Annotated in this window: 19 protein-coding genes; 15 read left to right on the top strand and 4 right to left on the bottom strand. The window is 61.8% G+C overall.

Annotation, left to right across the window (positions count from 1 at the left end; all coding sequences use genetic code 11):
- Nucleotides 1–211 precede the first annotated feature (211 nt).
- From arcD to ACIPZ5_RS08100, 6 genes are all read left to right on the top strand, one after another.
- The gene (gene arcD, locus ACIPZ5_RS08125; RefSeq protein WP_261942834.1) at nucleotides 212–1,639 is read left to right on the top strand and encodes an arginine-ornithine antiporter; all 1,428 of its coding nucleotides are present in this window, start codon (nucleotides 212–214) and stop codon (nucleotides 1,637–1,639) included.
- Nucleotides 1,640–1,672: 33 nt separating this feature from the next.
- Complete coding sequence (arcA, locus tag ACIPZ5_RS08120) at nucleotides 1,673–2,926, top strand: arginine deiminase (protein WP_400807682.1); 1,254 nt, start codon at nucleotides 1,673–1,675, stop codon at nucleotides 2,924–2,926.
- A gap of 68 nt (nucleotides 2,927–2,994) precedes the next feature.
- Nucleotides 2,995–4,005, top strand: a complete 1,011-nt coding sequence (locus ACIPZ5_RS08115) for an ornithine carbamoyltransferase (RefSeq protein WP_261942832.1) — start codon at nucleotides 2,995–2,997, stop codon at nucleotides 4,003–4,005.
- Between the two features lie 176 nt (nucleotides 4,006–4,181).
- Nucleotides 4,182–5,111, top strand: a complete 930-nt coding sequence (arcC, locus tag ACIPZ5_RS08110) for a carbamate kinase (protein ID WP_261942831.1) — start codon at nucleotides 4,182–4,184, stop codon at nucleotides 5,109–5,111.
- 54 nt (nucleotides 5,112–5,165) lie between these two features.
- Entirely contained in the window at nucleotides 5,166–5,534 is a 369-nt protein-coding gene (locus ACIPZ5_RS08105; RefSeq protein ID WP_261942830.1) for a DUF5064 family protein, read from the top strand.
- 160 nt (nucleotides 5,535–5,694) lie between these two features.
- Nucleotides 5,695–7,206 carry a sigma-54-dependent transcriptional regulator gene (locus tag ACIPZ5_RS08100; protein WP_400807678.1) on the top strand — a complete coding sequence of 504 codons (1,512 nt, stop codon included), beginning with the start codon at nucleotides 5,695–5,697 and terminating at the stop codon, nucleotides 7,204–7,206.
- Between the two features lie 224 nt (nucleotides 7,207–7,430).
- On the opposite strand, the gene ACIPZ5_RS08095 is transcribed toward ACIPZ5_RS08100, so the two are convergent.
- Nucleotides 7,431–7,694: a bacteriocin immunity protein gene (locus ACIPZ5_RS08095; RefSeq protein WP_343598411.1), complete on the bottom strand. Its 264-nt coding sequence runs from the start codon at nucleotides 7,692–7,694 to the stop codon at nucleotides 7,431–7,433.
- 11 nt (nucleotides 7,695–7,705) lie between these two features.
- Complete coding sequence (locus ACIPZ5_RS08090; RefSeq protein WP_400807675.1) at nucleotides 7,706–9,613, bottom strand: S-type pyocin domain-containing protein; 1,908 nt, start codon at nucleotides 9,611–9,613, stop codon at nucleotides 7,706–7,708.
- A 657-nt stretch (nucleotides 9,614–10,270) separates the two neighbouring features.
- Between ACIPZ5_RS08090 and gltS the strand changes: the two genes are divergently transcribed.
- The 7 genes from gltS to ACIPZ5_RS08055 all read left to right on the top strand — a co-directional run bounded on the left by gltS (nucleotide 10,271) and on the right by ACIPZ5_RS08055 (nucleotide 18,832).
- Nucleotides 10,271–11,476, top strand: coding sequence for a sodium/glutamate symporter (gene gltS, locus ACIPZ5_RS08085; protein WP_343598511.1), 1,206 nt, complete (start codon nucleotides 10,271–10,273; stop codon nucleotides 11,474–11,476).
- A 278-nt stretch (nucleotides 11,477–11,754) separates the two neighbouring features.
- A complete protein-coding gene (gcvH, locus tag ACIPZ5_RS08080; RefSeq protein ID WP_400807672.1) occupies nucleotides 11,755–12,138 on the top strand; it encodes a glycine cleavage system protein GcvH in 384 nt (127 codons plus the stop codon).
- A gap of 11 nt (nucleotides 12,139–12,149) precedes the next feature.
- A complete protein-coding gene (gene gcvP, locus ACIPZ5_RS08075) occupies nucleotides 12,150–15,005 on the top strand; it encodes an aminomethyl-transferring glycine dehydrogenase (protein ID WP_343598405.1) in 2,856 nt (951 codons plus the stop codon).
- Nucleotides 15,006–15,156: 151 nt separating this feature from the next.
- Complete coding sequence (locus ACIPZ5_RS08070) at nucleotides 15,157–16,533, top strand: L-serine ammonia-lyase (protein WP_261942824.1); 1,377 nt, start codon at nucleotides 15,157–15,159, stop codon at nucleotides 16,531–16,533.
- 26 nt (nucleotides 16,534–16,559) lie between these two features.
- Entirely contained in the window at nucleotides 16,560–17,681 is a 1,122-nt protein-coding gene (gcvT, locus tag ACIPZ5_RS08065) for a glycine cleavage system aminomethyltransferase GcvT (RefSeq protein ID WP_343598402.1), read from the top strand.
- A 357-nt stretch (nucleotides 17,682–18,038) separates the two neighbouring features.
- Nucleotides 18,039–18,251 (top strand): cold-shock protein, encoded by a 213-nt coding sequence (locus tag ACIPZ5_RS08060; RefSeq protein WP_003257941.1) that lies wholly within the window; start codon nucleotides 18,039–18,041, stop codon nucleotides 18,249–18,251.
- Nucleotides 18,252–18,343: 92 nt separating this feature from the next.
- Complete coding sequence (locus ACIPZ5_RS08055) at nucleotides 18,344–18,832, top strand: RDD family protein (protein ID WP_343598400.1); 489 nt, start codon at nucleotides 18,344–18,346, stop codon at nucleotides 18,830–18,832.
- 142 nt (nucleotides 18,833–18,974) lie between these two features.
- Here the strand turns inward: ACIPZ5_RS08055 and lptG are convergent, their stop codons facing one another.
- Both lptG and lptF read right to left on the bottom strand, forming a co-directional pair.
- On the bottom strand, nucleotides 18,975–20,036 hold the full coding sequence (lptG, locus tag ACIPZ5_RS08050; protein ID WP_261942821.1) for an LPS export ABC transporter permease LptG: 1,062 nt from the start codon (nucleotides 20,034–20,036) through the stop codon (nucleotides 18,975–18,977).
- Nucleotides 20,029–21,144 (bottom strand): LPS export ABC transporter permease LptF, encoded by a 1,116-nt coding sequence (lptF, locus tag ACIPZ5_RS08045; RefSeq protein WP_085673548.1) that lies wholly within the window; start codon nucleotides 21,142–21,144, stop codon nucleotides 20,029–20,031. The genes lptG and lptF overlap by 8 nt, the downstream gene beginning before the upstream one ends.
- Nucleotides 21,145–21,432: 288 nt before the next feature.
- Between lptF and ACIPZ5_RS08040 the strand changes: the two genes are divergently transcribed.
- Together ACIPZ5_RS08040 and ACIPZ5_RS08035 are read left to right on the top strand one after the other, a co-directional pair.
- Nucleotides 21,433–22,926: a leucyl aminopeptidase gene (locus tag ACIPZ5_RS08040; RefSeq protein WP_400807667.1), complete on the top strand. Its 1,494-nt coding sequence runs from the start codon at nucleotides 21,433–21,435 to the stop codon at nucleotides 22,924–22,926.
- Nucleotides 22,927–22,976: 50 nt separating this feature from the next.
- A complete protein-coding gene (locus ACIPZ5_RS08035; protein WP_261942818.1) occupies nucleotides 22,977–23,405 on the top strand; it encodes a DNA polymerase III subunit chi in 429 nt (142 codons plus the stop codon).
- The last annotated feature ends 5 nt before the right edge of the window (nucleotides 23,406–23,410 follow it).

Below are 23,410 nucleotides of genomic sequence, written 5' to 3'. Positions count from 1 at the left end.
CTTCAAAAATCGCAGGCTAAACAGAGCGTTTGCTCTAGTAGGACATGGAGGTGCCAGCGCACAAGGCCTGCAGCATAGCTGTCGGCACTCTCCAGGAGCCGCGTGAAGGAAATTTCCTACCTTCGCGTTGCCAAGAACTGACCCAAGTCAGCTCATGGTCCAGGCGTCGGATTTATTCTGTCGTCAACTTTCTCCTGGCAGGAGTTGTTAAATGTCTGATTCTTCCGGAAAACTAAAGCTCGGCGCGTTAGTTGCACTTGTGGTCGGCTCGATGATTGGTGGCGGGATCTTCTCGCTGCCGCAAAACATGGCCGCCAGTGCAGGCGTTGGCGCGGTACTCATTGGCTGGGCGATCACGGCGGTGGGCATGCTGACCCTGGCCTTCGTGTTCCAGACCCTGGCCAACCGCAAGCCTGACCTGGATGGCGGTGTGTACGCCTACGCCAAGGCCGGCTTCGGCGACTACATGGGCTTTTCTTCGGCCTGGGGCTACTGGATCAGTGCCTGGCTGGGCAACGTCGGCTACTTCGTGCTGCTGTTCAGCACCCTCGGCTACTTCTTCCCGATCTTCGGCGAAGGCAACACCCCGGCGGCGATCATCGGCGCCTCGGTACTGCTCTGGGCCGTGCACTTCCTGGTACTGCGCGGCATCAAGGAAGCAGCGTTCATCAACCTGGTCACCACCGTGGCCAAGGTGGTGCCGCTGGTGCTGTTTGCACTGATCTGCCTGTTCGCCTTCAAACTCGACATCTTCACCGCCGACATCTGGGCGGTGGGCACTCCGGACCTGGGCAGCGTGATGAACCAGGTGCGCAACATGATGCTGGTCACCGTGTGGGTGTTCATCGGTATCGAAGGCGCGAGCATCTTCTCGTCACGGGCGGAAAAACGCTCCGACGTGGGCAAGGCCACGGTCATCGGCTTCATCACCGTGCTGCTGTTCCTGGTGCTGGTCAACGTGCTGTCGCTGGGCATCATGACCCAACCGGAACTGGCCAAGCTGCAGAACCCGTCGATGGCTGCCGTGCTCGAGCATGTGGTCGGCCACTGGGGCGCGGTGCTGATCAGCGTCGGCCTGATCATCTCGCTGCTCGGCGCCCTGCTCTCGTGGGTGCTGCTGTGCGCCGAGATCATGTTCGCCGCCGCCAAGGACCACACCATGCCGGAGTTCCTGCGCCGCGAGAACGCCAACCAGGTGCCGGCCAACGCCCTGTGGCTGACCAACGCCATGGTGCAGATCTTCCTGGTCATCACCCTGTTCTCCAACAGTACCTACCTGTCGCTGATCTACCTTGCTACCTCGATGATCCTGGTGCCGTACCTGTGGTCGGCGGCTTATGCCTTCCTGCTGGCACTGCGCAGCGAAACCTACGAGCAGGCCCTTGCCGAGCGGCAGAAGGACCTGATCATCGGCGCCATCGCGCTGATATATGCCATCTGGCTGCTGTATGCCGGCGGCGTGAAATACCTGCTGCTCTCGGCCCTGCTCTACGCTCCTGGCGCAATCCTGTTCGCCAAGGCCAAGCGCGAGGTGGGCCAGCCGATCTTCACCAACGTGGAAAAACTGATCTTCGCAGCCGTGGTCATCGGCGCCCTGGTGGCGGCCTTCGGCCTGTATGACGGCTTCCTGACCCTTTGACCCACGTCTTCGTTCAATTGGAGGAATGAAACCATGTCCGCTGAAAAACAGAAGTACGGTGTCCACTCCGAAGCCGGCAAGCTGCGCAAGGTAATGGTTTGCGCACCGGGCCTGGCGCACAAGCGGCTGACGCCAAGCAACTGTGACGAGCTGCTGTTCGACGACGTGATCTGGGTCGACCAGGCCAAGCGTGACCATTTCGACTTCGTCACCAAGATGCGCGAGCGTGGCGTCGATGTGCTGGAGATGCACAACCTGCTGACCGACATTGTCCAGCAACCTGAAGCCCTGAAGTGGATTCTCGACCGCAAGATCACCGATGACACCGTCGGTGTTGGCCTGAACAACGAAGTGCGCAGCTGGCTCGAAGGCCTGGAGCCGCGTCACCTCGCCGAGTTCCTGATCGGTGGTGTGGCCGGCCAGGACCTGCCACAGAGCGAAGGCGCCGATGTGGTCAAGATGTACAACGACTACCTGGGCCACTCCAGCTTCATCCTGCCGCCGCTGCCCAACACCCAGTTCACCCGCGACACCACTTGCTGGATCTACGGCGGCGTGACGCTGAACCCGATGTACTGGCCGGCGCGTCGCCAGGAAACCCTGCTGACCACCGCCATCTACAAGTTCCACAAGGAGTTCACCAACGCCGACTTCGAAGTCTGGTACGGCGACCCGGACAAGGACCACGGCCAGTCCACCCTCGAAGGCGGTGATGTGATGCCGATCGGCAAGGGCATCGTGCTGATCGGCATGGGCGAACGCACCTCGCGTCAGGCCATCGGCCAACTGGCGCGCAACCTGTTCGCCAAGGGCGCGGTCAAGGAAGTCATCGTCGCCGGCCTGCCGAAGTCCCGCGCCGCCATGCACCTGGACACCGTGTTCAGCTTCTGCGACCGCGACCTGGTCACGGTCTTCCCGGAAGTGGTCAATGAGATCGTGCCGTTCATCATCCGCCCGGACGAGAAAAAGCCATACGGCATGGACGTGCGCCGCATCAACAAATCGTTCATCGAGGTGGTGGGCGAGCAGCTGGGCGTCAAGCTGCGCGTGGTCGAGACCGGCGGCAACAGCTTCGCCGCCGAACGCGAACAGTGGGATGACGGCAACAACGTGGTGGCCATCGAGCCCGGCGTGGTCATCGGCTACGACCGCAACACCTACACCAACACCCTGTTGCGCAAGGCCGGCATCGAGGTCATCACCATCAGCGCCGGCGAGCTGGGCCGGGGCCGGGGCGGTGGCCACTGCATGACCTGCCCGATCGTGCGCGATCCAATCAATTACTAACGCCCATCACGCCCGGCCGCACTCACGAAGTGGCGGCCGGGACATCACCGAATTCAAGGAGAAAAGTCATGGCGTTCAACATTCACAACCGCAACCTGCTCAGCCTCGAACACCACACTACCCGTGAGCTGAAATACCTGCTGGACCTGTCCCGCGACCTCAAGCGCGCCAAGTACACCGGCACCGAGCAGCAGCACCTGAAGGGCAACAACATCGCCCTGATCTTCGAGAAGACCTCGACCCGCACCCGCTGCGCCTTCGAAGTCGCCGCCTATGACCAGGGCGCCAACGTCACCTACATCGACCCCAACTCCTCGCAGATCGGCCACAAGGAAAGCATGAAGGACACCGCCCGCGTGCTCGGGCGCATGTACGACGCCATCGAGTACCGCGGTTTCAAGCAGGAAATCGTCGAGGAGTTGGCCAAGTTCGCCGGCGTACCCGTGTTCAACGGTCTGACCGATGAATACCACCCGACCCAGATGATCGCCGACGTGCTGACCATGCGCGAGCACAGCGACAAGCCACTGCACGACATCAGCTACGCCTACCTGGGCGACGCCCGCAACAACATGGGCAACTCGCTGCTGCTGATCGGCGCCAAGCTTGGCATGGACGTGCGCATCGCCGCGCCCAAGGCGCTGTGGCCGCATGAAGACCTGGTCGAGCGTTGCCACAAGTACGCCGAAGAAAGCGGTGCACGCATCACCCTGACCGAAGACCCCAAGGCGGCGGTCAAGGGGGTCGACTTCATTCACACCGACGTCTGGGTCTCGATGGGCGAGCCGATCGAAGCCTGGGGCGAGCGCATCAAGCTGCTCAAGCCCTACCAGGTGAACAAGGAGCTGATGAAAGCCAGCGGCAACCCACGGACCAAGTTCATGCACTGCCTGCCGGCCTTCCACAACTCCGAGACCAAGGTCGGCAAGCAGATTGCCGAGCAGTATCCGGACCTGGCCAACGGCATCGAAGTGACCGATGACGTGTTCGAGTCGCCAGCGTGCATCGCCTTCGAGCAGGCGGAAAACCGCATGCACACCATCAAGGCGATTCTGGTTTCGACCCTGGCTGACCTGTAAGGCTGACTCGCCTGGCCGGGCAACCCGCTCCCCTGTGGGAGCGGGTTTACCCGCGAAAGCGTCAGCCCAGGTATTACCGTTGGGGCCGCTGACGCATTCGCGGGTGAACCCGCTCCCACAGGGGCTGTGTCCCGCCCCGAGCAGCGTTCATTTCTTTCGCTTAAAGGACATTCCCCATGCGTATCGTTGTTGCATTGGGCGGCAACGCCCTGCTGCGCCGCGGCGAGCCCATGACCGCTGACAACCAGCGCGCCAATATCCGCACGGCCACCGAACAGATCGCCAAGATTCACCCCGGCAACGAACTGGTCATCGCCCACGGCAACGGCCCGCAAGTTGGCCTGCTGGCGCTGCAAGGGCTGTCGTACAAGCCCGACGAGGCCTACCCGCTGGACGTGCTTGGTGCCGAAACCGAAGGCATGATCGGCTACATGATCGAACAGGAGCTGGGCAACCTGCTGGCGTTCGAAGTGCCGTTCGCCACCCTGCTGACCCAGGTGGAAGTGGACGCCAACGACCCGGCCTTCAAGGACCCGAGCAAGTTCATCGGCCCGGTCTACAGCAAGGACGAGGCCGAGCGCCTGGCCAAGGAAAAAGGCTGGGTGGTCAAGGCCGATGGCGACAAGTACCGCCGCGTGGTCGCCAGCCCGAAACCCAAGCGCATCTTCGAGATCCGCCCGATCAAGTGGCTGCTGGAAAAGAGCAGCATCGTGATCTGCGCCGGTGGCGGCGGCATCCCCACCATGTACGACGAAAACCGCAAGCTCAAGGGCATCGAGGCGGTGATCGACAAAGACCTGTGCTCTGCCCTGTTGGCCGAGCAGCTGGAAGCCGACCTTCTGATCATCGCCACCGACGTCGATGCGGCCTACATTGATTGGGGCAAGCCGACGCAGAAGGCCATTGCCCAGGCCCACCCCGACGAACTCGAACGCCTCGGCTTCGCAGCCGGCTCCATGGGGCCGAAAGTGCAAGCGGCCTGCGACTTTGCCCGCCACACCGGCAAGGTGGCGGTGATCAGCTCGCTGGAGAACATCGAGGGCATCGTCAAAGGCGTCGCCGGCACCCGTGTGAGCACCGAAAAGCCGGGGATCAGCTACCGTTGAATGCAGTGGGCGGGCTTACGGGCCCGCCATTTTCACCTTCCGGAGGAGTTTGCCATGGCCCAGTTTCAACCCGGCCACGTCCATATCGAGCGCACTGCGCTGACCAAGAACGACCACAGCTACGACCTCAATATCGAGTACGAGGCGGCGACAGACCCCAAGGAAGGCCGCGGTATCCAGTTCCGCATGCACGGGATCATCGAAGGCAAGAAGGTGGATGAACCGTTCTTCCTGGCCAAGGACCAGGTACTGCCCAGCTTCCTCATGATTGCCTCGCGCAAGGCCCAGTCCTACCTGGCACCCCACCAGAAGTTCGAGAGCCTGGGCTCGCCGCACAAGCTGTACGACGCCATGTTCGAAGACATTCGCCAGAAACTGGATGTGAAATCGGGCGACCCGATCAAGCCTGAACACCTCGAGTGACACCATTCGCAGGCAAGCTCCCACAGGTTGATCATTGCCCTTGAGGCCTGTGTAGTCCTTGTGGGAGCGGGCTTGCCCGCGAAGATGCCACCGCCGATGTTGGGCCTGGCATCCGACTCAAGGCATACTGGCGAACTCCGTCGCCTACTGTTCGAACTCCATGCGCATCCACGTCAGCTTCATCGACCGCGTCGGCATCACCCAGGAAGTCCTCGCCCTGCTCGGTGCCCGCAACCTCAACCTGGACGCCGTGGAAATGGTCCCGCCGAACGTCTACATCGACGCCCCGACCCTCAGCCCGGCGGTGCTCGAAGAACTCCATGACGCCCTGTTCGAAGTCCGCGGCGTGCAGTCGGTGGACGTGGTCGACATCCTCCCCGGCCAGCGCCGCCACCTGCAGCTCGACGCCCTGCTCGCGGCCATGAGCGACCCGGTGCTGGCGGTCGACAGCGCCGGCAAGGTGCTACTGGCCAACCCGGCGCTGATCGCCCTGTGCGGCCGCGAATCCGCCGGGCGCACGGTGGGCGAACTGTTCAACGACCCCGACCTGCTGCAGGCCTTGCTGGACAACAATTTCCACCTGCCGATGCGCGAGATGCAGCTCAACGGCCAGAGTCTGCTGCTGGACGCCTCGCCCATCACCAACGCCGGCGGCCTGCTGACGCTGTATGCGCCGAACCGCATGGGCGAGCGCCTGTCAGCCCTGCACCACGACCACGCAGAAGGTTTCGATGCGTTGCTCGGCGAATCACCGGCGATCCGCACCCTCAAGGCCCGCGCCCTGCGCGTGGCGGCCCTCGATGCGCCGTTGCTGGTGCACGGCGAAACCGGCACCGGCAAGGAACTGGTGGCCCGCGCCTGCCATGCCATCAGTAGCCGCCACACCGCGCCGTTCCTTGCCCTGAACTGCGCCGCACTGCCTGAAAGCCTGGCCGAGAGCGAGCTGTTCGGCTATGCACCCGGCGCCTTCACCGGCGCCCAACGTGGCGGTAAGCCGGGGCTGATGGAGCTGGCCAACCAGGGCACGGTGTTTCTCGACGAGATCGGCGAAATGTCGCCGTACCTGCAGGCCAAGCTGCTGCGTTTTCTCAGCGACGGCAGCTTCCGCCGCGTGGGTGGCGACCGCGAGGTGAAGGTGGACGTGCGCATCATCAGCGCCACCCACCGCGACCTGGAACGCATGGTCGCCGAAGGCACCTTCCGCGAGGACCTGTTCTACCGCCTCAACGTGCTCAACCTGCAGGTACCGCCGCTGCGCGACCGAGGCCAGGACATCCTCATGCTGGCGCACTACTTCATGCAGCAGGCCTGCACGCAGATTCAGCGCCCGGCCTGCCGGCTGACGCCTGCCACCCATTCGGCACTACTTGCCAACACTTGGCCTGGCAACGTGCGCCAGCTACAGAACGTGATCTTCCGTGCAGCAGCGATCTGTGAAAGCAACCTAGTGGATATCGGCGACCTGGATATCGCGGGGACATCGGTGGCACGGGGGCAGGACGGCGAGGTGGCGAGCCTTGATCAAGCGGTGGGCGATTTCGAACGAGAACTACTCCAGCGGCTATACGCCAGCTACCCCTCCACCCGGCAGCTGGCGGGGCGCTTGCAGACTTCGCATACCGCGATAGCCCAGCGGCTGCGTAAGTATGGAATTCCCAAAACGAAAATTTAATGATGCAACCATCACCCCTTCGCGGGTTGCACCACAAAGGGGCTTCATAGTTAATCATCAAGCCAGATCAAGCAGTGATTCAGTTCTCGCGGAACCCGGGCTTTCCACTTGCCGTGCGTCGCGACAACTCCGCTTAAAAACTGTCACAACGATCAACACGAACACTTATCTTAGTTCAGTCTGAAAAGACCTGACCGAAAACAGCCGAAGCTACCTTTAAACGCCTACGAGGCTTTGAACCCCGCCAGACCTTGCTCACTTCTCCATCGCTTCACTTCATTGACCATATCTTGCGGCGTGTCTTTGAAACCATTTTTTGTGGGCTTTGTTAGCAAATCGGCCCCAAGGGGATGTTCTGTCAATCGTTCGAACTCAAAGACTGCATTGACATGTGACTTTTCAGTGGGATAGAGATGAGGATCAGCATGATAAATCCCACTAACGAAACTCAAGAATTCTTCTTCTGTATAGTCAGCTATGCTTTTCATGAAAACACTCTTCACTTATGAAGTTCGATGTGAAATTTAGGAGAAATAATCACGAGATTATCATTATCATAAACGCCCCCACCATCACTGATTGGTTTCACATGATGAATTTCATATTTGATCCGCCCACCTATCCATTCAGCTTTACTAGCATAGGGTGCCAACCCGCGCAACATCAAAGCGCGATCCACCCTGTCAAACTGGCCTTCAAAAAGGGGACTACGCCCTATCAACTGCCACAACCTGCGCCGGTATGCGTTCCAGCTACTGAATTTTTGCCCTCGCAACTCGCTGGCGATCTGCATGGGAATCGGCGCGCCTTCTCGATTTCCATCATGTAAAAGCTCACCATCGATTAGTTTGCCTTCACCTTCCACTTCCCCCGCCATGAGGCGGCGGCTTTTGAACATCACATAAAGCGGCGGCAATCCCGAATCGGCGGGGAAAATGATGACGTAGTCATCGAACCCGAAATCTGGCAGCTCAGGGTAAATGTCGAGCCGGCCCTCGAGTGGCTCGAGCGTCGGTCCAACCAGTGCCGCTCCAGATGGAGGAGTCGCTGGTAAGGTTGTCGAGCTGTCCTGAGGCTCGACTGCGGGCGTCCAGGTCAGTGTTCTGGACGGTATGTCATCGGTGGTGACGGTGTACTGACCGCTTTGGGCGTCATACGCTGCCGCCAGTACCGGCACTGTGGAAGGAATGACGGCCCCCCCGGTGCGGGCGGCGAACAGCTCGATAGACCCGACTTGCTCGCGCATGTCGCCCATCCGCACTGGAAGATCGACCGTGCCAAGTTCAAGGGCGGCAGCTTGAGCTGCAGCATCCAATTCGACCGTCAGGTCGGTCAGCGGCGAGGTCAGGACATAGTTGTCCGGCAACTCCGCATTCCCCAGTTTGGGGGTGTAGAGCAGTGCGAAGGTCCCCACCAGGAAAGGCCCAGCCACAGCTTCGATGGAAGCGACACTCAACGATGCGACGGCGGAGCGAATGGCCGTGCCCAGTGCTACGCCAGCCTCTAGCACGGGCGCCGCTGCCGTAGCCAAGACGATGGCTGGCTTTGCCGCTAACTCAGATAGCGGCGCTTTAAATGTGTTGGCTTGACGCGTCGCCTGCTCTGCCAACGCCCTCTCAGCCGCCTCTTGGGCTTTGACATGCGCTTCAGCTTCGGCATGGGCCTCTGCCTGATCTCGTGCTGCAGCTTCTGCCTCTGCCTGGGCACGAGCCGCAGCTTCCGCCTCTGCCTGGGCACGAGCCGCAGCTTCCGCCTCTGCCTGGGCACGAGCCGCAGCTTCCGCCTCCGCTTGGGCACGAGCTTGGGCCTCTGCTTCCGCTCTCAGTTGCTCCTGCGCAGTGTGAAGAGCCTGCTGCAGCGCTGCGATTTGCGCTTGAAGCATTTGTACTTCGGCTTCTCGCAACTGCACCATGTAAGCGGCACGATACGCTGCGTTCAAAGCCTCTTGAATGTTCGCAACTCTTATACGACCAGTCGCAATATTTTTAAACGTGGTACTGGCATAATCCTCGGCACTCTTACCAAATGGCGACGATCCGTAATAGCTATTCGCCTGTTCCTGTTGCTGCCTTAAATCATTAGTTTTTCGTTCCAGCAAAACTGACCGAGCAGCGATATCTTGCTTAAGGCTCTCAATATTCGTTTCCTGAGCGCTACCCAATTCATTACGTACAGCAACGACTTCCTGCTCGAGCATACCAGCCAGTGCAGACAAGCTTTCCAGATAAACGACCCTCGCTGCATCATCAGCGATCTTCATCGCGCCAGCGGCGGATATCTTAAACCCGTCCAGAATCGGCCCTACATGATTGGCAACAGCCCCCCCGGGTGCAGAAGCCCCTGGACGTGAAGGTTGTGCCCCGACAAAGGTTGGTGGCAATATGACTTGTCTTTTTTTTCGGCCCATATATATCTCCTTGAGAAATTCTCATTAGCCTCGTGCGCGCCGATCACAACATTCGCGATTTACATTGATAAGTTCCAGGGCGAGCGAAACCGAGAAAAGTGGCTTAGCCAACTCCCCTGCCGCTCTCAAACAAAATGCAAATCACTGCTGCGCCGGAGCACTCAGCCTAATACAACAGCCCAAGAAAAAAGAGATGAGTCATTGAAAATAGACAGGTCCTACAAGCAAGGAACAAATAACTGTCACACACATACATTCCCGTAAACACCGCCTATTTAAAATAGGTTACTGCCCCATTGCATGGAGATGCTGCATGATCGGCTCCCCCACTCTCCATTCCGCACTTCATCAGCCCATGACAGATGTGATACGTATCGATTTCGGTACGCCGTAGCATTTGATACACGATCGTTTGAGGGCGCGTTTACAAGGCTTTGGTCAGCCGGCCGTTTTTGATCTGCCCGGAGAATGGCGGGCCGACGGCAAGCATCGCGTACCGCGATCGCACAACATTTGCGCAAATCATGGTATTCCGGGCAAGAATTAGAACTTTACGCTGTCAGGTTTCAGACTATTCCTACGGGTCCAGCCAATACTTCAACAAGCACTGCTGCGAAAATGACGCTCTTCTTTGTTGATGGAGAGAGAGCGCCTCTCATGCTGGAACTCGACTTCTATGGCACATTGGTCGCCGCCTCACTGGTGCTGTTATTGGGCCACGGGCTGGTGACACGTGTCGCTGTCCTGCGCACCTACAATATCCCCGAACCTGTTGCCGGTGGCCTGGTGGTGGCCCTGATACTGCTGGGATTACGCAGTTTCGACCTGAAAGTACAATTCGATACTTCACTGCAGGCGCCTTTGATGCTGGCGTTCTTCGCCACCATCGGCCTGAACGCAGACTTTGCCAGCTTGAAAAAAGGCGGGCGCGTGGTGGTGATCTTCCTGCTCGCAGTTACCGGCTTGCTGCTGGTACAGAACGCGATGGGCATCGGCCTGGCCACCGCACTGGGGCTAGACCCGCTGATGGGGCTGCTGACGGGCTCCATCACACTGTCCGGCGGCCATGGCACAGGCGCGGCCTGGGGCACTACGTTCAGCGAAAAATATGGCCTGGCCTCGGCCTCGGAACTGGCCCTGGCTTCGGCCACGTTTGGCCTGGTGCTGGGCGGCCTGATCGGTGGCCCGGTCGCCCGTCTGCTGATCAAGCGGGTACAAACGCCAGGCGTCGAACAAGCAGTACCCCACATGCCCAAAGGGTTTGAAGAACCTCAGAAAGAGAGACTGATCACGCCGTTTTCATTCATCGAGACCCTGGCACTGATTTCGGTCAGCCTGCTCGGCGGCACGCTGTTGAATGGCCAGCTCCATGGCACGGCGTTCGAATTGCCGACCTTCGTTTGCGTGTTGTTTGTCGGTGTGCTGTTGCGCAACGGGCTTTCTGCGCTGGGTTTGTATCAAGTCTTCGAGCGTGAGGTTTCCGTGCTGGGTAACGTCAGCCTGTCACTGTTCCTGGCCATCGCGCTGATGTCGCTCAAACTGTGGGACCTGGCGGCACTGGCCCTGCCCTTCCTGATCATCCTGGCCGTGCAGACGCTGCTCATGGCCCTGTTCGCGATCTTCGTCACCTTCCGGGTCATGGGCCGCAACTATGACGCTGCAGTGCTCGCAGCAGGGCATTGCGGGTTCGGCCTTGGGGCTACGCCAACTGCCATTGCCAACATGCAAGCGGTGACCCAACGCTTCGGGCCCTCGCAACTGGCATTTTTGGCAGTGCCGATGGTGGGGGCGTTCTTCATCGACATCATCAATGTCATCGTTATCAAGTTGTACCTGGCATTACCCCTTTTCACTGCCGGTTGAAGCGAACCTGTCTTTTCGTATTGATTTCAATACAGCGTATTGAAATCAATACAACACCTTCTCTATCCCTCTACGCAAGGGTTTGATCCCCAAACCCTTTTCATCACCCTCCCCGCTGTAGCGTTTTCATTCCACAAGAATGGGAAAACGGCCACATAAAATAATTAAGCTACTGATTTAAAAGGCTTTTTATAGACTGGCCGCATTATTGCTTAGGGAATCGCAACCCAAGAGCGCGGACACACCGCGCCCAACGCCCTGCTTCCCGAGGATTCCCCATGAGCGAGTTGCGTTTCACTGAAGATCACGAATGGCTGCGCGTCGAAACCGACGGTAGCGTCACCGTGGGCATCACCGCCTACGCCCAGAACGCCCTTGGCGATGTGGTCTATGTGCAACTGCCTGAGCTGCAGCAGTACGACAAAGGCGCCGAAGCCTCCACCGTCGAGTCGGTGAAAGCCGCCAGCGGCGTGTACATGCCCCTGGCCGGTGAAGTGGTTGCCGTCAACGATGGCCTCAATGACAGCCCCGAGTTGGTCAACGAAGACCCGCTGGGCGAAGGCTGGTTCTTCCGCTTCATCCCTACCGACATGAGCGAAGTCACCGCCCTGCTCGACCAGGACGCCTACGACCGCCTGATCAAAGCCAACGACGACGCCTGAGGAATCCGACCATGACCATCAACCTCGGCACCGCCAACGAATTCATTGCCCGTCACATCGGCCCTCGCGCCGCCGACGAGCAAGCCATGCTTGCCACCCTGGGCTTCGACTCGCTGGAAGCGATGAGCGCCGCGGTCATCCCCGACAGCATCAAGGGCACCAGCGTGCTCGGTTCGGAAGACGGCCAGAGCGAGGCCGATGCCCTCGCTGCGCTGAAAGCCATCGCCGGCAAGAACGAACTGTTCAAGAGCTTCATCGGCCAGGGCTACTACAACACCCACACCCCCGCGCCGATCCTGCGCAACCTGCTGGAAAACCCGGCCTGGTACACCGCCTACACCCCGTACCAACCAGAAATTTCCCAGGGCCGCCTGGAAGCGCTGCTGAACTTCCAGACCCTGATCAGCGACCTCACCGGCCTGCCGATCGCCAACGCATCCTTGCTCGACGAAGCCACTGCCGCTGCCGAAGCCATGACCTTCTGCAAGCGCCTGTCGAAGAACAAGGCCAGCCACGCCTTCTTCGCCTCCGTGCACTGCCACCCGCAGACCCTCGACGTGCTGCGCACCCGTGCCGAGCCGCTGGGCATCGAGATCGTGGTCGGCGACGAGCGTGAACTGGGCGATGTCAGTGCCTTCTTCGGCGCTCTGCTGCAATACCCGGCCAGCAACGGCGAAGTGTTCGACTACCGCGACGTGGTCGCGCGTTTCCACGCCGCCAACGCCCTGGTCGCCGTTGCCGCCGACCTGCTGGCCCTGACCCTGCTGACCCCGCCGGGCGAGTTCGACGCCGACGTGGCCATCGGCAGCGCCCAGCGCTTCGGCGTGCCACTGGGCTTCGGTGGCCCGCACGCGGCCTACTTCGCCACCCGCGATGCCTTCAAGCGCGACATGCCGGGCCGCCTGGTCGGCGTGTCGATCGACCGCTTCGGCAAGACCGCACTGCGCCTGGCCATGCAGACCCGCGAACAGCACATCCGCCGCGAGAAGGCCACCAGCAACATCTGCACCGCCCAGGTGCTGCTGGCCAACATCGCCAGCATGTTCGCCGTGTACCACGGCCCGGCCGGCCTCAAGCGCATTGCCGAACGCACCCACGCACTCACCGCGATCCTGGCTGCCGGCCTGAAAACCCTGGGCCAGGAAGTGGTCGGCGAAACCGCCTTCGACACCCTGACCCTGGCCACCGGCAGTGCCACCGCCAGCCTGCACGAACAGGCCCGCGCACAGCGCATCAACCTGCGCCAGATCGACGCCGCTCACCTGGGCCTGTCGCTCGACGAAACCAGCACCCAGGCCGATGTCGAAGCCCTCTGGCAACTGTTCGGCGCCGACCAGGCCCAACCTGACTTCGCCGCCCTGGCCGCCAGCACCGGCTCGCGCCTGCCGGCCGCCCTGCTGCGCCAGTCGGCCATCCTCGAGCACCCGGTGTTCAACCGCTACCACAGCGAAACCGAGCTGATGCGCTACCTGCGCCGCCTGGCCGACAAGGACCTGGCGCTGGACCGCAGCATGATCCCGCTGGGCTCGTGCACCATGAAGCTCAACGCTGCCAGCGAGATGATCCCGGTGACCTGGGCCGAGTTCGGCAACCTGCACCCGTTCGCCCCGGCCGAGCAAAGCCAGGGCTACCTGCAGATGACCACCGAGCTGGAAGCCATGCTCTGCGCCGCCACCGGCTACGACGCCGTGTCGCTGCAGCCCAACGCCGGCTCCCAGGGTGAGTACGCCGGCCTGCTGGCCATCCGTGCCTACCACCGCAGCCGTGGCGAAGGCCACCGCGACATCTGCCTGATCCCGTCTTCGGCCCACGGTACCAACCCGGCGACCGCGCACATGGCCGGCATGCGCGTGGTGGTCACGGCCTGTGACGCCCGCGGCAACGTCGATGTCGAGGACCTGCGCGCCAAGGCCATCGAGCACCGCGATCGCCTGGCCGCGATCATGATCACCTATCCGTCGACCCACGGCGTGTTCGAGGAAGCGATCGGCGAGATCTGCGCGATCATCCACGACAACGGTGGCCAGGTGTACATCGACGGCGCCAACATGAACGCCATGGTCGGCCTGTGCGCCCCGGGCAAGTTCGGTGGCGACGTGTCGCACCTGAACCTGCACAAGACCTTCTGCATCCCGCACGGCGGTGGCGGCCCGGGCGTCGGCCCGATCGGCGTGAAGTCGCACCTGGCGCCGTTCCTGCCAGGCCACGCGGCGCTTGCCAACACCGAGGGCGCGGTGTGCGCCGCGCCGTTCGGCAGCGCCAGCATCCTGCCGATCACCTGGATGTACATTCGCATGATGGGCGGTGCCGGCCTCAAGCGTGCTTCGCAGATGGCGATCCTCAACGCCAACTACATCGCCCGCCGCCTGGAAGAGCACTATCCTGTTCTGTACACCGGCGGCAATGGCCTGGTCGCCCACGAATGCATCCTCGACCTGCGCCCGCTCAAGGACACCAGCGGCATCAGCGTCGATGACGTGGCCAAGCGCCTGATCGACTTCGGTTTCCATGCTCCGACCATGTCGTTCCCGGTGGCCGGCACGCTGATGATCGAACCGACCGAAAGCGAGTCCAAGGAAGAACTGGATCGCTTCTGCGACGCGATGATCCAGATCCGCGAAGAAATCCGCGCGGTGGAAACCGGCAGCCTGGACAAGGATGACAACCCGCTGAAGAACGCCCCGCACACTGCGGCCGAGCTGGTTGGCGAATGGGCCCATGGCTACAGCCGCGAACAGGCGGTGTACCCGCTCCCGAGCCTGGTGGAAGGCAAGTACTGGCCACCGGTCGGCCGGGTCGACAACGTGTTCGGCGACCGCAACCTGGTCTGCGCCTGCCCGTCGATCGAGAGCTATCAGGACGCCTGATAGCCTTCGGCCCGTTCCCTGATCCGAGGTGTGGGCCTCTGTGGGAGCGGGCTTGCCCGCGAATGCGGCGGTAGAGCCACTATCGCATTCGCGGGCAAGCCCGCTCCCACAGGGCTCACCGTCCGCTCCACGAACCTGGCAGGAGGTCACCATGTCACTGAGCGTCTTCGACCTGTTCAAGATCGGCATCGGCCCCTCCAGCTCCCACACGGTCGGCCCGATGCGCGCCGCCGCGCGCTTCGCCGAAGGGCTGCGCCGCGATGGCCTGCTGGCCAGCACCGTTTGCGTCAAGGCCGAGCTGTATGGCTCGCTCGGCGCCACCGGCAAAGGCCACGGCAGTGACAAGGCGGTATTGCTCGGCCTGGAAGGCGAGCACCCTGATACCGTCGACACCGAATCCATCCCCGCCCGCCTGCAGGCCATCCGCGCCAGCGGCCAGCTCTGCCTGCTCGGTGAGCAGACCATCGCCTTCAACGAAAAGCAGCACCTGGCGATGATCCGCAAGCCCTTGGCCTATCACCCCAACGGCATGATCTTTCGTGCGTTCGATGCAGCCGGACTGCAAATCCGCAGCAGGGAGTACTACTCCGTGGGTGGCGGTTTCGTGGTGGACGAGGACGCTGCCGGCCAGGATCGCATCGTCGAGGACAGCACCGTGCTGGCCTACCCGTTCAAGACCGCCAAGGAACTGCTCGGCCACTGCACTGCACAGCAGCTGTCGATCAGCCAGGTGATGCTGGCCAACGAGGCCGCCTGGCGCCCCGAACGCGAAACACGCAGTGGGCTGCTGCACATCTGGCAGGTGATGCAGGACTGCGTCGAAGCCGGTTACCGGCACGAAGGCATCCTGCCCGGTGGGCTCAAGGTCAAGCGCCGCGCCCCGGCGCTGTACCGCCAGCTCAGCCGCCATCCAGAGGCCAGCCTGCGCGACGCGCTGTCGGTGCTGGACTGGGTCAACCTCTACGCCCTGGCGGTCAACGAAGAAAACGCCTACGGCGGGCGCGTGGTCACTGCGCCCACCAACGGCGCAGCGGGCATCGTCCCGGCGGTGTTGCACTACTACATGCGTTTCGTCCCTGGTGCCAGCGACGACGGGGTGGTGCGCTTCCTGCTCACCGCTGCGGCCATCGGCATCCTGTACAAGGAAAACGCCTCGATTTCCGGGGCCGAAGTCGGCTGCCAGGGCGAGGTCGGCGTGGCCTGCTCCATGGCTGCGGGGGCCTTGTGCGAAGTGATGGGCGGTACCCCGCAGCAAGTGGAAAATGCCGCTGAAATCGGCATGGAACACAACCTCGGCCTGACCTGCGACCCGATCGGCGGCCTGGTTCAGGTGCCCTGCATCGAGCGCAACGCCATGGGCTCGGTGAAAGCCATCAACGCCGTGCGCATGGCCTTGCGCGGTGACGGGCAGCACTACGTGTCGCTCGACAAGGTGATCCGCACCATGCGCCAGACCGGCGCCGACATGAAAAGCAAATACAAGGAGACCGCCCGCGGCGGTCTGGCCGTCAACATCATCGAATGTTGACCCGATAAAAAACCAAGGAGTCATCGATGTCCGAAACATTGCAAAAGACCCCGCTGCACGCCCTGCACCTGGAGCTGGGCGCGCGCATGGTGCCGTTCGCCGGCTTCGACATGCCGGTGCAATACCCGCTGGGCGTGCTCAAGGAACACCTGCACACCCGCGAACAGGCCGGCCTGTTCGACGTCTCGCACATGGGCCAGATTGTCCTGCGTGGCGCCGGTGCCGCCAAGGCACTGGAGTCGCTGGTACCGGTGGACATCATCGACCTGCCGGTGGGGATGCAGCGCTATGCCATGTTCACCAACGAGCAAGGCGGCATCCTCGACGACCTGATGGTCGCCAACCTCGGTGACGACACCCTGTTCCTGGTGGTCAACGCGGCGTGCAAGGACCAGGACCTGGCCCACCTGCAGGCGCATATCGGCAGCCGTTGTGAAGTGCAGCCATTGTTCGCCGAGCGTGCCCTGCTCGCCCTGCAAGGCCCCGCTGCGGTGAAGGTGCTGGAACGCCTGGCGCCTGAAGTGGCAGGCATGACTTTCATGCAGTTCCGCCCGGTGAAACTGCTCGGTGAAGACTGCTTCGTCAGCCGCTCGGGCTACACCGGCGAAGACGGCTACGAGATCTCGGTGCCGGTTGGTGCTGCCCAAGCCCTGGCACGTCGCCTGCTGGCCGAACCTGAAGTGCAGCCTATCGGCCTGGGCGCCCGCGACTCGCTGCGCCTGGAAGCCGGCCTATGCCTGTACGGCCACGACATGGATACCAGCACTACCCCGGTCGAGGCCAGCCTGCTGTGGGCAGTGTCCAAGGTCCGTCGCGCCGACGGTGGCCGTGCCGGTGGTTTCCCGGGCGCCGAGGCAGTGTTCGCTCAGCAGCAACAAGGCGTAGCCCGCAAACGGGTAGGCCTGTTGCCGCAAGAACGTACGCCTGTGCGTGAAGGTGCGGAAATTGTTGATGCGTTCGATAAAAACGTAGGCAAAGTCTGCAGTGGCGGTTTTGGCCCGACACTCGGTGCCCCTGTTGCGATGGGCTATGTCGATATCGAACACAGTGCACTCGACACAGCACTGTTTGCCTTGGTGCGGGGCAAGAAGGTTGCCTTGAAAGTCAGCAAAATGCCTTTCGTTGCGCAGCGTTACTACCGTGGTTGAAGGTACGGCCTGAGGTTTGCGGGCGGGTCCTACATATTCGATTTCGAACCTGTCCAATAACTTTTGAACATGGCGCCAGGCCAGGCGCCATGCCGTTTCCGACAAATCTGTCGGTTATCGGCTAAACGCCGATTTTCCATACGACCAAGGGCTTGTTTTTTTCTTGGGAGTTGGCGTAGAGTCACTGCACTGTGTTTGCATGGGTCGCAACAGTTCGTGACCTGGGCCAGTAGCCGAGATTTGCTACAACCCGTTCGACGTCTCTTACTTTCCTGCAACCCAGCCCAGTACTCTTTCACTTTTATAGAACGTGAAAGAAACTGTCATCAATATTTAAGCTTCATAGGAAATAAGACAATGGCTGAGCGTCAGAACGGTACCGTCAAGTGGTTCAATGACGAAAAAGGTTACGGCTTCATCACCCCAGAAAGCGGTCCGGATCTGTTCGTGCACTTCCGTGCCATCGAGGGTAACGGCTTCAAGAGCCTGAAAGAAGGCCAGAAGGTCACCTTCGAAGCAGTCCAAGGCCAGAAAGGCATGCAGGCTGACAAGGTTCAGGTCGCCGGCTAAGCCGCCCCCGACTTCGAAGAAAAGCCCCTGCCATGTGCAGGGGCTTTTTTTTGCCCGTAGAATAGCGGCTTCGCCATTCGGAGCTGTTCTGCATGTCCAAGCCTCTGCTCTCCCCCCAGGGTGATTTCCCACCGGTCGGCCTGGGCCGACGCCTGGCGGCGATGTTCTACGACTTCCTGCTGTGCACGGCGCTGCTGATCGTCACGGCCGGTGCTTACAAGTTGATCCAGATGGCGATCATCGGCGAAGCGCGCATGCGTGAACTGACCGAAGCCGGCGCACTGGATGGCGACCCGCTGCTGTCGACCGTTCTGCTGTTCGCCCTGTTCGGCTTCTTTGCCAAGTTCTGGACCCATGGCGGTCAGACCCTGGGCATGCAGGTGTGGGGTGTACGCGTGCAGAACGCCGATGGCAGCGCGATCAGCCTGTGGCAGGCACTGTTGCGCTTCGTGGTGTCGATTGCCTCCTGGCTGTGCCTGGGGCTTGGGTTTTTCTGGTCGCTGATCGACAAGCGCAAGCGCGGCTGGCATGACATCTATTCGGAAACTCAGCTGGTGCGGGTGCCCAAGCAGAAGAATTGAGCTGAGCGCTGTATTGCCGTCCCGCCCCTTCGCGGGCAAGCCCGCTCCCACAGCGATATCACTGGGCTTGCGGGCGAAGAGGCCATGTAAATGCCAGCAAAAAGCCGACCCTGGGGTCGGCTTTTTTGTACGAATCAGGCGATCATCCTGCCCGTCGCAGCAACCACAGGCCGGCCAAAGCACAGATGCCCGCCGGTATCACCACCGCCAGCAGCGGCGGGAAGCCGAACACCTGGCTCGATGGGCCCAGCAGGTCCTGGCCGATGCGGAACGCGAAGCCCACCAGCACACCGGTGAATACGCGTTGACCGAGGGTTACCGAACGCAGCGGGCCGAAGATGAAGGAAATCGCCATCAGCACCAGCGCTGCAGTCACCATCGGCTGCAACACCTTGGTCCAGAACGCCAGCCAGTAGCGGGCGTTGTTCAGGCCCTGGTCGGACAGGTAGTGGATGTAGTCCCACAGCCCGGTGATCGACAACGACTCAGGGGCCATGATCACGGTATTGAGCAACTGCGGTGTCAGCGAAACGTCCCAGAGCTCAGTCGGCGCCTTCACCACTTCAGTACGGTCACCGTGGAAGTAGGTGGTGCTGATATCGCTGAGCGTCCAGTGGTCGTCGTTGTACTGGGCACGACGGGCAAAGCTCGAGGTCTGGATCTTGCGCTCGCTGTCGAAGCGGTAACGCGTCACGCCCAGCAGCAAGCCATTGGGCTGTACGGAGTTGATGTGCACGAACTCCTCGCCCTGGCGGTGCCACATGCCATGGCGGGAGCTTTGCGCTTCTCCCCCACCCTGGGCCAGGGAGCGGTCAGCCTGGGCCTTGTTCTCGGTCACCGGGGCGACGTATTCACCAATCAGCAGGCCGACCAGCATCAGCACCAGCATCGGTTTCATCACCGCCCAGACGATACGGCCGATGGACACGCCAGCGGCGCGCATGATGGTCAGTTCACTGTTGCTGGCCAGGCTGCCGAGGCCGATCAGGCAACCGATCAGTGCCGCCATCGGCAGCATCTCGTACAGCCGCCGAGGTGCAGTCAGCAAGACGAAATTGCCCGCGTCCAGCAAGGTGTAGGTGTCGCTCAGCTCACCCATCTCGTCGATGAAGGCGAACAGCGAGGCCAGGCCGAGGATGATCCCCAGCACGGCCAGAATGGCCAGCAGCACGCTCAGGCCGATATAACGGTCAAGTTTAGCCACGGGCCACCTCCGCACGACGGGCAGCCATTTTCAGGCGCAGCGGTTCCCAGTACATCAGCGCCAGGCCGATCAGCAGGAACAGGCCATGCACCCACCAGATGCCAAGGCCAATCGGCAATTTGCCCTTCTCCAGGGCACCGCGTACGGAAATCAGCATTGTCAGGTAAGCCATGTACAGAAGAATCGCCGGCAGCAGCTTGAGGAAGCGCCCCTGGCGCGGGTTGACCCTGGCCAGCGGCACCGCCATCAGGGTCACGATGAACACCAGGATCGGCAGCGACAGGCGCCATTGCAGCTCGGCACGCTCGCGCAGGTCGGTCTTGCCGAACAGTTCAAGGGTCGGGATCGCTTCGCGATCGGTCACTTCCTCGGCCACTTCCGGCTTGGGCAGCAATACGCCATAGGTGTCGTACTTGATGGCACGGTAGTCGGCCTGGCCCGGGTTACCGTCGTAGCGGTAGCCGTTTTCCAGCACCAGGTAGCGGTTGCCATCAGCCTGTATTTCCTGATGGCCTTTTTCGGCGACCAGCACTGATGGTGCGCGGTCCTTGGTCTTGTCCTGGTTGAAGCGCTTCTCGGAAATGAACACTCCAGCCAGCTTGACGCGGTCATCCGACAGCTGCTCGGTGTAGGTGACCCGCGAGCCGTCGCGCAGGGTCTGGAAGCGGCCCGGCACCAGGGTGTCGAACTCGGTCATGGCATCCTGCTGGGCAATGATCTTCTGCACCTGGGCAACGCCCAGGGGCGACAGGCTCAGGCTCAGCCAGGCGACCAGCACGGCGACCAGCGCCGCCGGTGCCATGGTCAGGCCCAGCAGGCGCTGCTGGCTCATGCCGGTCGCCGACAGGACGGTCATTTCGCTTTCCAGGTACAGCCGGCCGTAGGCCAGGAGAATCCCTAGGAACAGACCCAGCGGCAGAATCAACTGCAGGAAACCTGGCATGCGGAAGCCCATGATCAGGAACAGCACGCCCGGGTCGAGGATACCCTGGGCCGCCTGGGCCAGGTACTTGATGAAGCGCCCGCTCATGATGATCACCAGCAGCACGGCGCTGACGGCGCTCAAGGTCACCAGGACCTCGCGGGACAGATAACGAAAGACGATCAAACCAGACACTCCTGGGTTGTCAGGGGCGGACTGCCAAACATTGGCCTGTTACAGCCAGGACCAAAGCCGGTTCGCCAACGGCGAACCTCCATATGAAGTGCGCGCATTATCCTGTGATTGACCGCGCCTGTCACTTGGCCGCGCATGAAGCCCCACTTCGGGCTTGTCAGCACGCTTGCCAGAGGCTCAAACTGGCAGCTTTTCCACTGGTACGCGACAACGCGTCCAGGCCCGTCCAGAGCGCGAAAAGTATAGCGCCAACTGCATAGATCATTCGGGGACCCTGACATGGAACTGGTTGTAAAAAGCGTAGCTGCTGCATCCGTAAAAACCGCCACCTTGGTCGTACCGGTCGGTGAAGGGCGCAAGCTCGGGACCGTTGCCAAGGCCGTCGACCAAGCCTGCGAAGGCGCCATCAGCGCTGTGCTCAAACGTGGCGACCTGGCCGGCAAGCCTGGCCAGACCCTGTTGCTGCAGAGCCTGCCGGGCCTGAAGGCCGAGCGCGTACTGCTGGTCGGCAGCGGCAAGGACGAAGCCCTCGGTGACCGCGCCTGGCGCAAACTGGTCGCCAGCGTGGCCGGCGTGCTCAAGGGCCTGAATGGCGGCGATGCCGTGCTGGCCCTGGACGACATCGCCGTCAGCAACCGCGACGCTCATTACGGCAAGTACCGCCTGCTGGCCGAGACCCTGCTCGACGGCGAATACGTGTTCGACCGTTTCAAGAGCCAGAAGGCCGAACCGCGCACCCTGAAGAAGGTCACTCTGCTGGCCGACAAGGCCGGCCTGGCCGAGGTCGAGCGCGCAGTGAAACACGCCAGCGCCATCGCCACCGGCATGGCCTTCACCCGCGACCTGGGCAACCTGCCGCCCAACCTGTGCCACCCGAGCTACCTGGCCGAGCAGGCCAAGGACCTGGGCAAGGCCCACAAGGGCCTGAAGGTCGAGGTGCTGGACGAGAAGAAGATCAAGGACCTGGGCATGGGCGCGTTCTATGCCGTTGGCCAGGGCAGCGACCAGCCGCCACGCCTGATCGTGCTCAACTACCAAGGCGGCAAGAAGGCCGACAAGCCGTTCGTGCTGGTGGGCAAGGGCATCACCTTCGATACCGGCGGCATCAGCCTCAAGCCCGGCGCCGGCATGGATGAAATGAAATTCGACATGTGCGGCGCCGCCAGCGTGTTCGGCACCCTGCGTGCGGTCCTCGAGTTGCAACTGCCGATCAACCTGGTGTGCCTGCTGGCCTGCGCCGAGAACATGCCAAGCGGCGGCGCCACCCGCCCAGGCGACATCGTCACCACCATGAGTGGCCAGACTGTCGAAATCCTCAACACCGACGCCGAAGGCCGCCTGGTGCTGTGCGACACCCTGACCTACGCCGAGCGCTTCAAGCCGCAGGCGGTGATCGACATCGCCACCCTGACCGGCGCCTGCATCGTCGCCCTGGGCAGCCACACTTCGGGCCTGATGGGCAACAACGACGAGCTGGTCGGCCAACTGCTCGACGCCGGCAAGCGTGCCGACGACCGTGCCTGGCAGCTGCCGCTGTTCGATGAGTACCAGGAGCAACTGGACAGCCCGTTCGCCGACATGGGCAACATCGGCGGGCCGAAAGCCGGCACCATCACCGCTGGCTGCTTCCTGTCGCGCTTCGCCAAGGCTTACAACTGGGCGCACCTGGACATCGCCGGCACGGCCTGGATCAGCGGCGGCAAGGACAAAGGCGCCACCGGGCGCCCGGTGCCGCTGCTGACCCAGTACCTGCTCGACCGCGCTGGCGCCTGATGCCGTGAAGCTGGCGGCGCCCCAGGCGCCGCTGGCTGGCAGAGCACACCATGAGCAAAGTCGATTTCTATATCCTGCCCACCGACTCGCTGTCGGCACGGTTGGATTTCGCCTGCAAGCTGTGCGAGAAGGCCTGGCGCCTCGGCCACCGGGTCTACCTGCATTGCCAGGACGCCGAGCAGCGCAACGAGCTGGATCAACGCCTGTGGCGCTTCAAGGGCGAAGCCTTCGTGCCCCATGACCTGGCTGAAGTGCACGCGCACGCCTCGGTTGCCCTGGGCCTGGCAGACAATGCCGGCGAGCACCGGGACCTGCTGATCAACCTGGGTGCCGATGTACCAGGGTTCGTCGGCCAGTTCGAGCGGGTTGCCGAGATCGTTGTCGAGGAGCCCGGCATTCGCCAATCGGCCCGCGAGCGGTTCCGTTTCTACCGCGAACAGGGCTATGCTCTGCAAGACCACCGCTTACAGCGACTTTAACGACG

The organism is Pseudomonas sp. NPDC089428, from assembly GCF_044749325.1.
Classification (GTDB): Bacteria; Pseudomonadota; Gammaproteobacteria; order Pseudomonadales; family Pseudomonadaceae; genus Aquipseudomonas.
Note: the sequence above shows the minus strand (reverse complement) of the source record. Positions and strands in the feature narration are given on the sequence as shown.

What these genes read in the sequence shown, in the direction of transcription:
- ACIPZ5_RS08060 (WP_003257941.1), top strand. Translation starts at nt 18,039, where the DNA reads ATGGCTGAGCGTCAGAACGGTACCGTCAAGTGGTTCAATGACGAAAAA.
- ACIPZ5_RS08070 (WP_261942824.1), top strand. Translation starts at nt 15,157, where the DNA reads ATGTCACTGAGCGTCTTCGACCTGTTCAAGATCGGCATCGGCCCCTCC.
- ACIPZ5_RS08095 (WP_343598411.1), bottom strand. Translation starts at nt 7,694, where the DNA reads ATGAAAAGCATAGCTGACTATACAGAAGAAGAATTCTTGAGTTTCGTT.
- arcC (WP_261942831.1), top strand. Translation starts at nt 4,182, where the DNA reads ATGCGTATCGTTGTTGCATTGGGCGGCAACGCCCTGCTGCGCCGCGGC.
- arcD (WP_261942834.1), top strand. Translation starts at nt 212, where the DNA reads ATGTCTGATTCTTCCGGAAAACTAAAGCTCGGCGCGTTAGTTGCACTT.
- ACIPZ5_RS08040 (WP_400807667.1), top strand. Translation starts at nt 21,433, where the DNA reads ATGGAACTGGTTGTAAAAAGCGTAGCTGCTGCATCCGTAAAAACCGCC.
- arcA (WP_400807682.1), top strand. Translation starts at nt 1,673, where the DNA reads ATGTCCGCTGAAAAACAGAAGTACGGTGTCCACTCCGAAGCCGGCAAG.
- gcvH (WP_400807672.1), top strand. Translation starts at nt 11,755, where the DNA reads ATGAGCGAGTTGCGTTTCACTGAAGATCACGAATGGCTGCGCGTCGAA.
- ACIPZ5_RS08100 (WP_400807678.1), top strand. Translation starts at nt 5,695, where the DNA reads ATGCGCATCCACGTCAGCTTCATCGACCGCGTCGGCATCACCCAGGAA.
- gcvT (WP_343598402.1), top strand. Translation starts at nt 16,560, where the DNA reads ATGTCCGAAACATTGCAAAAGACCCCGCTGCACGCCCTGCACCTGGAG.
- ACIPZ5_RS08105 (WP_261942830.1), top strand. Translation starts at nt 5,166, where the DNA reads ATGGCCCAGTTTCAACCCGGCCACGTCCATATCGAGCGCACTGCGCTG.
- ACIPZ5_RS08115 (WP_261942832.1), top strand. Translation starts at nt 2,995, where the DNA reads ATGGCGTTCAACATTCACAACCGCAACCTGCTCAGCCTCGAACACCAC.
- ACIPZ5_RS08055 (WP_343598400.1), top strand. Translation starts at nt 18,344, where the DNA reads ATGTCCAAGCCTCTGCTCTCCCCCCAGGGTGATTTCCCACCGGTCGGC.
- ACIPZ5_RS08090 (WP_400807675.1), bottom strand. Translation starts at nt 9,613, where the DNA reads ATGGGCCGAAAAAAAAGACAAGTCATATTGCCACCAACCTTTGTCGGG.
- gltS (WP_343598511.1), top strand. Translation starts at nt 10,271, where the DNA reads ATGCTGGAACTCGACTTCTATGGCACATTGGTCGCCGCCTCACTGGTG.
- gcvP (WP_343598405.1), top strand. Translation starts at nt 12,150, where the DNA reads ATGACCATCAACCTCGGCACCGCCAACGAATTCATTGCCCGTCACATC.
- ACIPZ5_RS08035 (WP_261942818.1), top strand. Translation starts at nt 22,977, where the DNA reads ATGAGCAAAGTCGATTTCTATATCCTGCCCACCGACTCGCTGTCGGCA.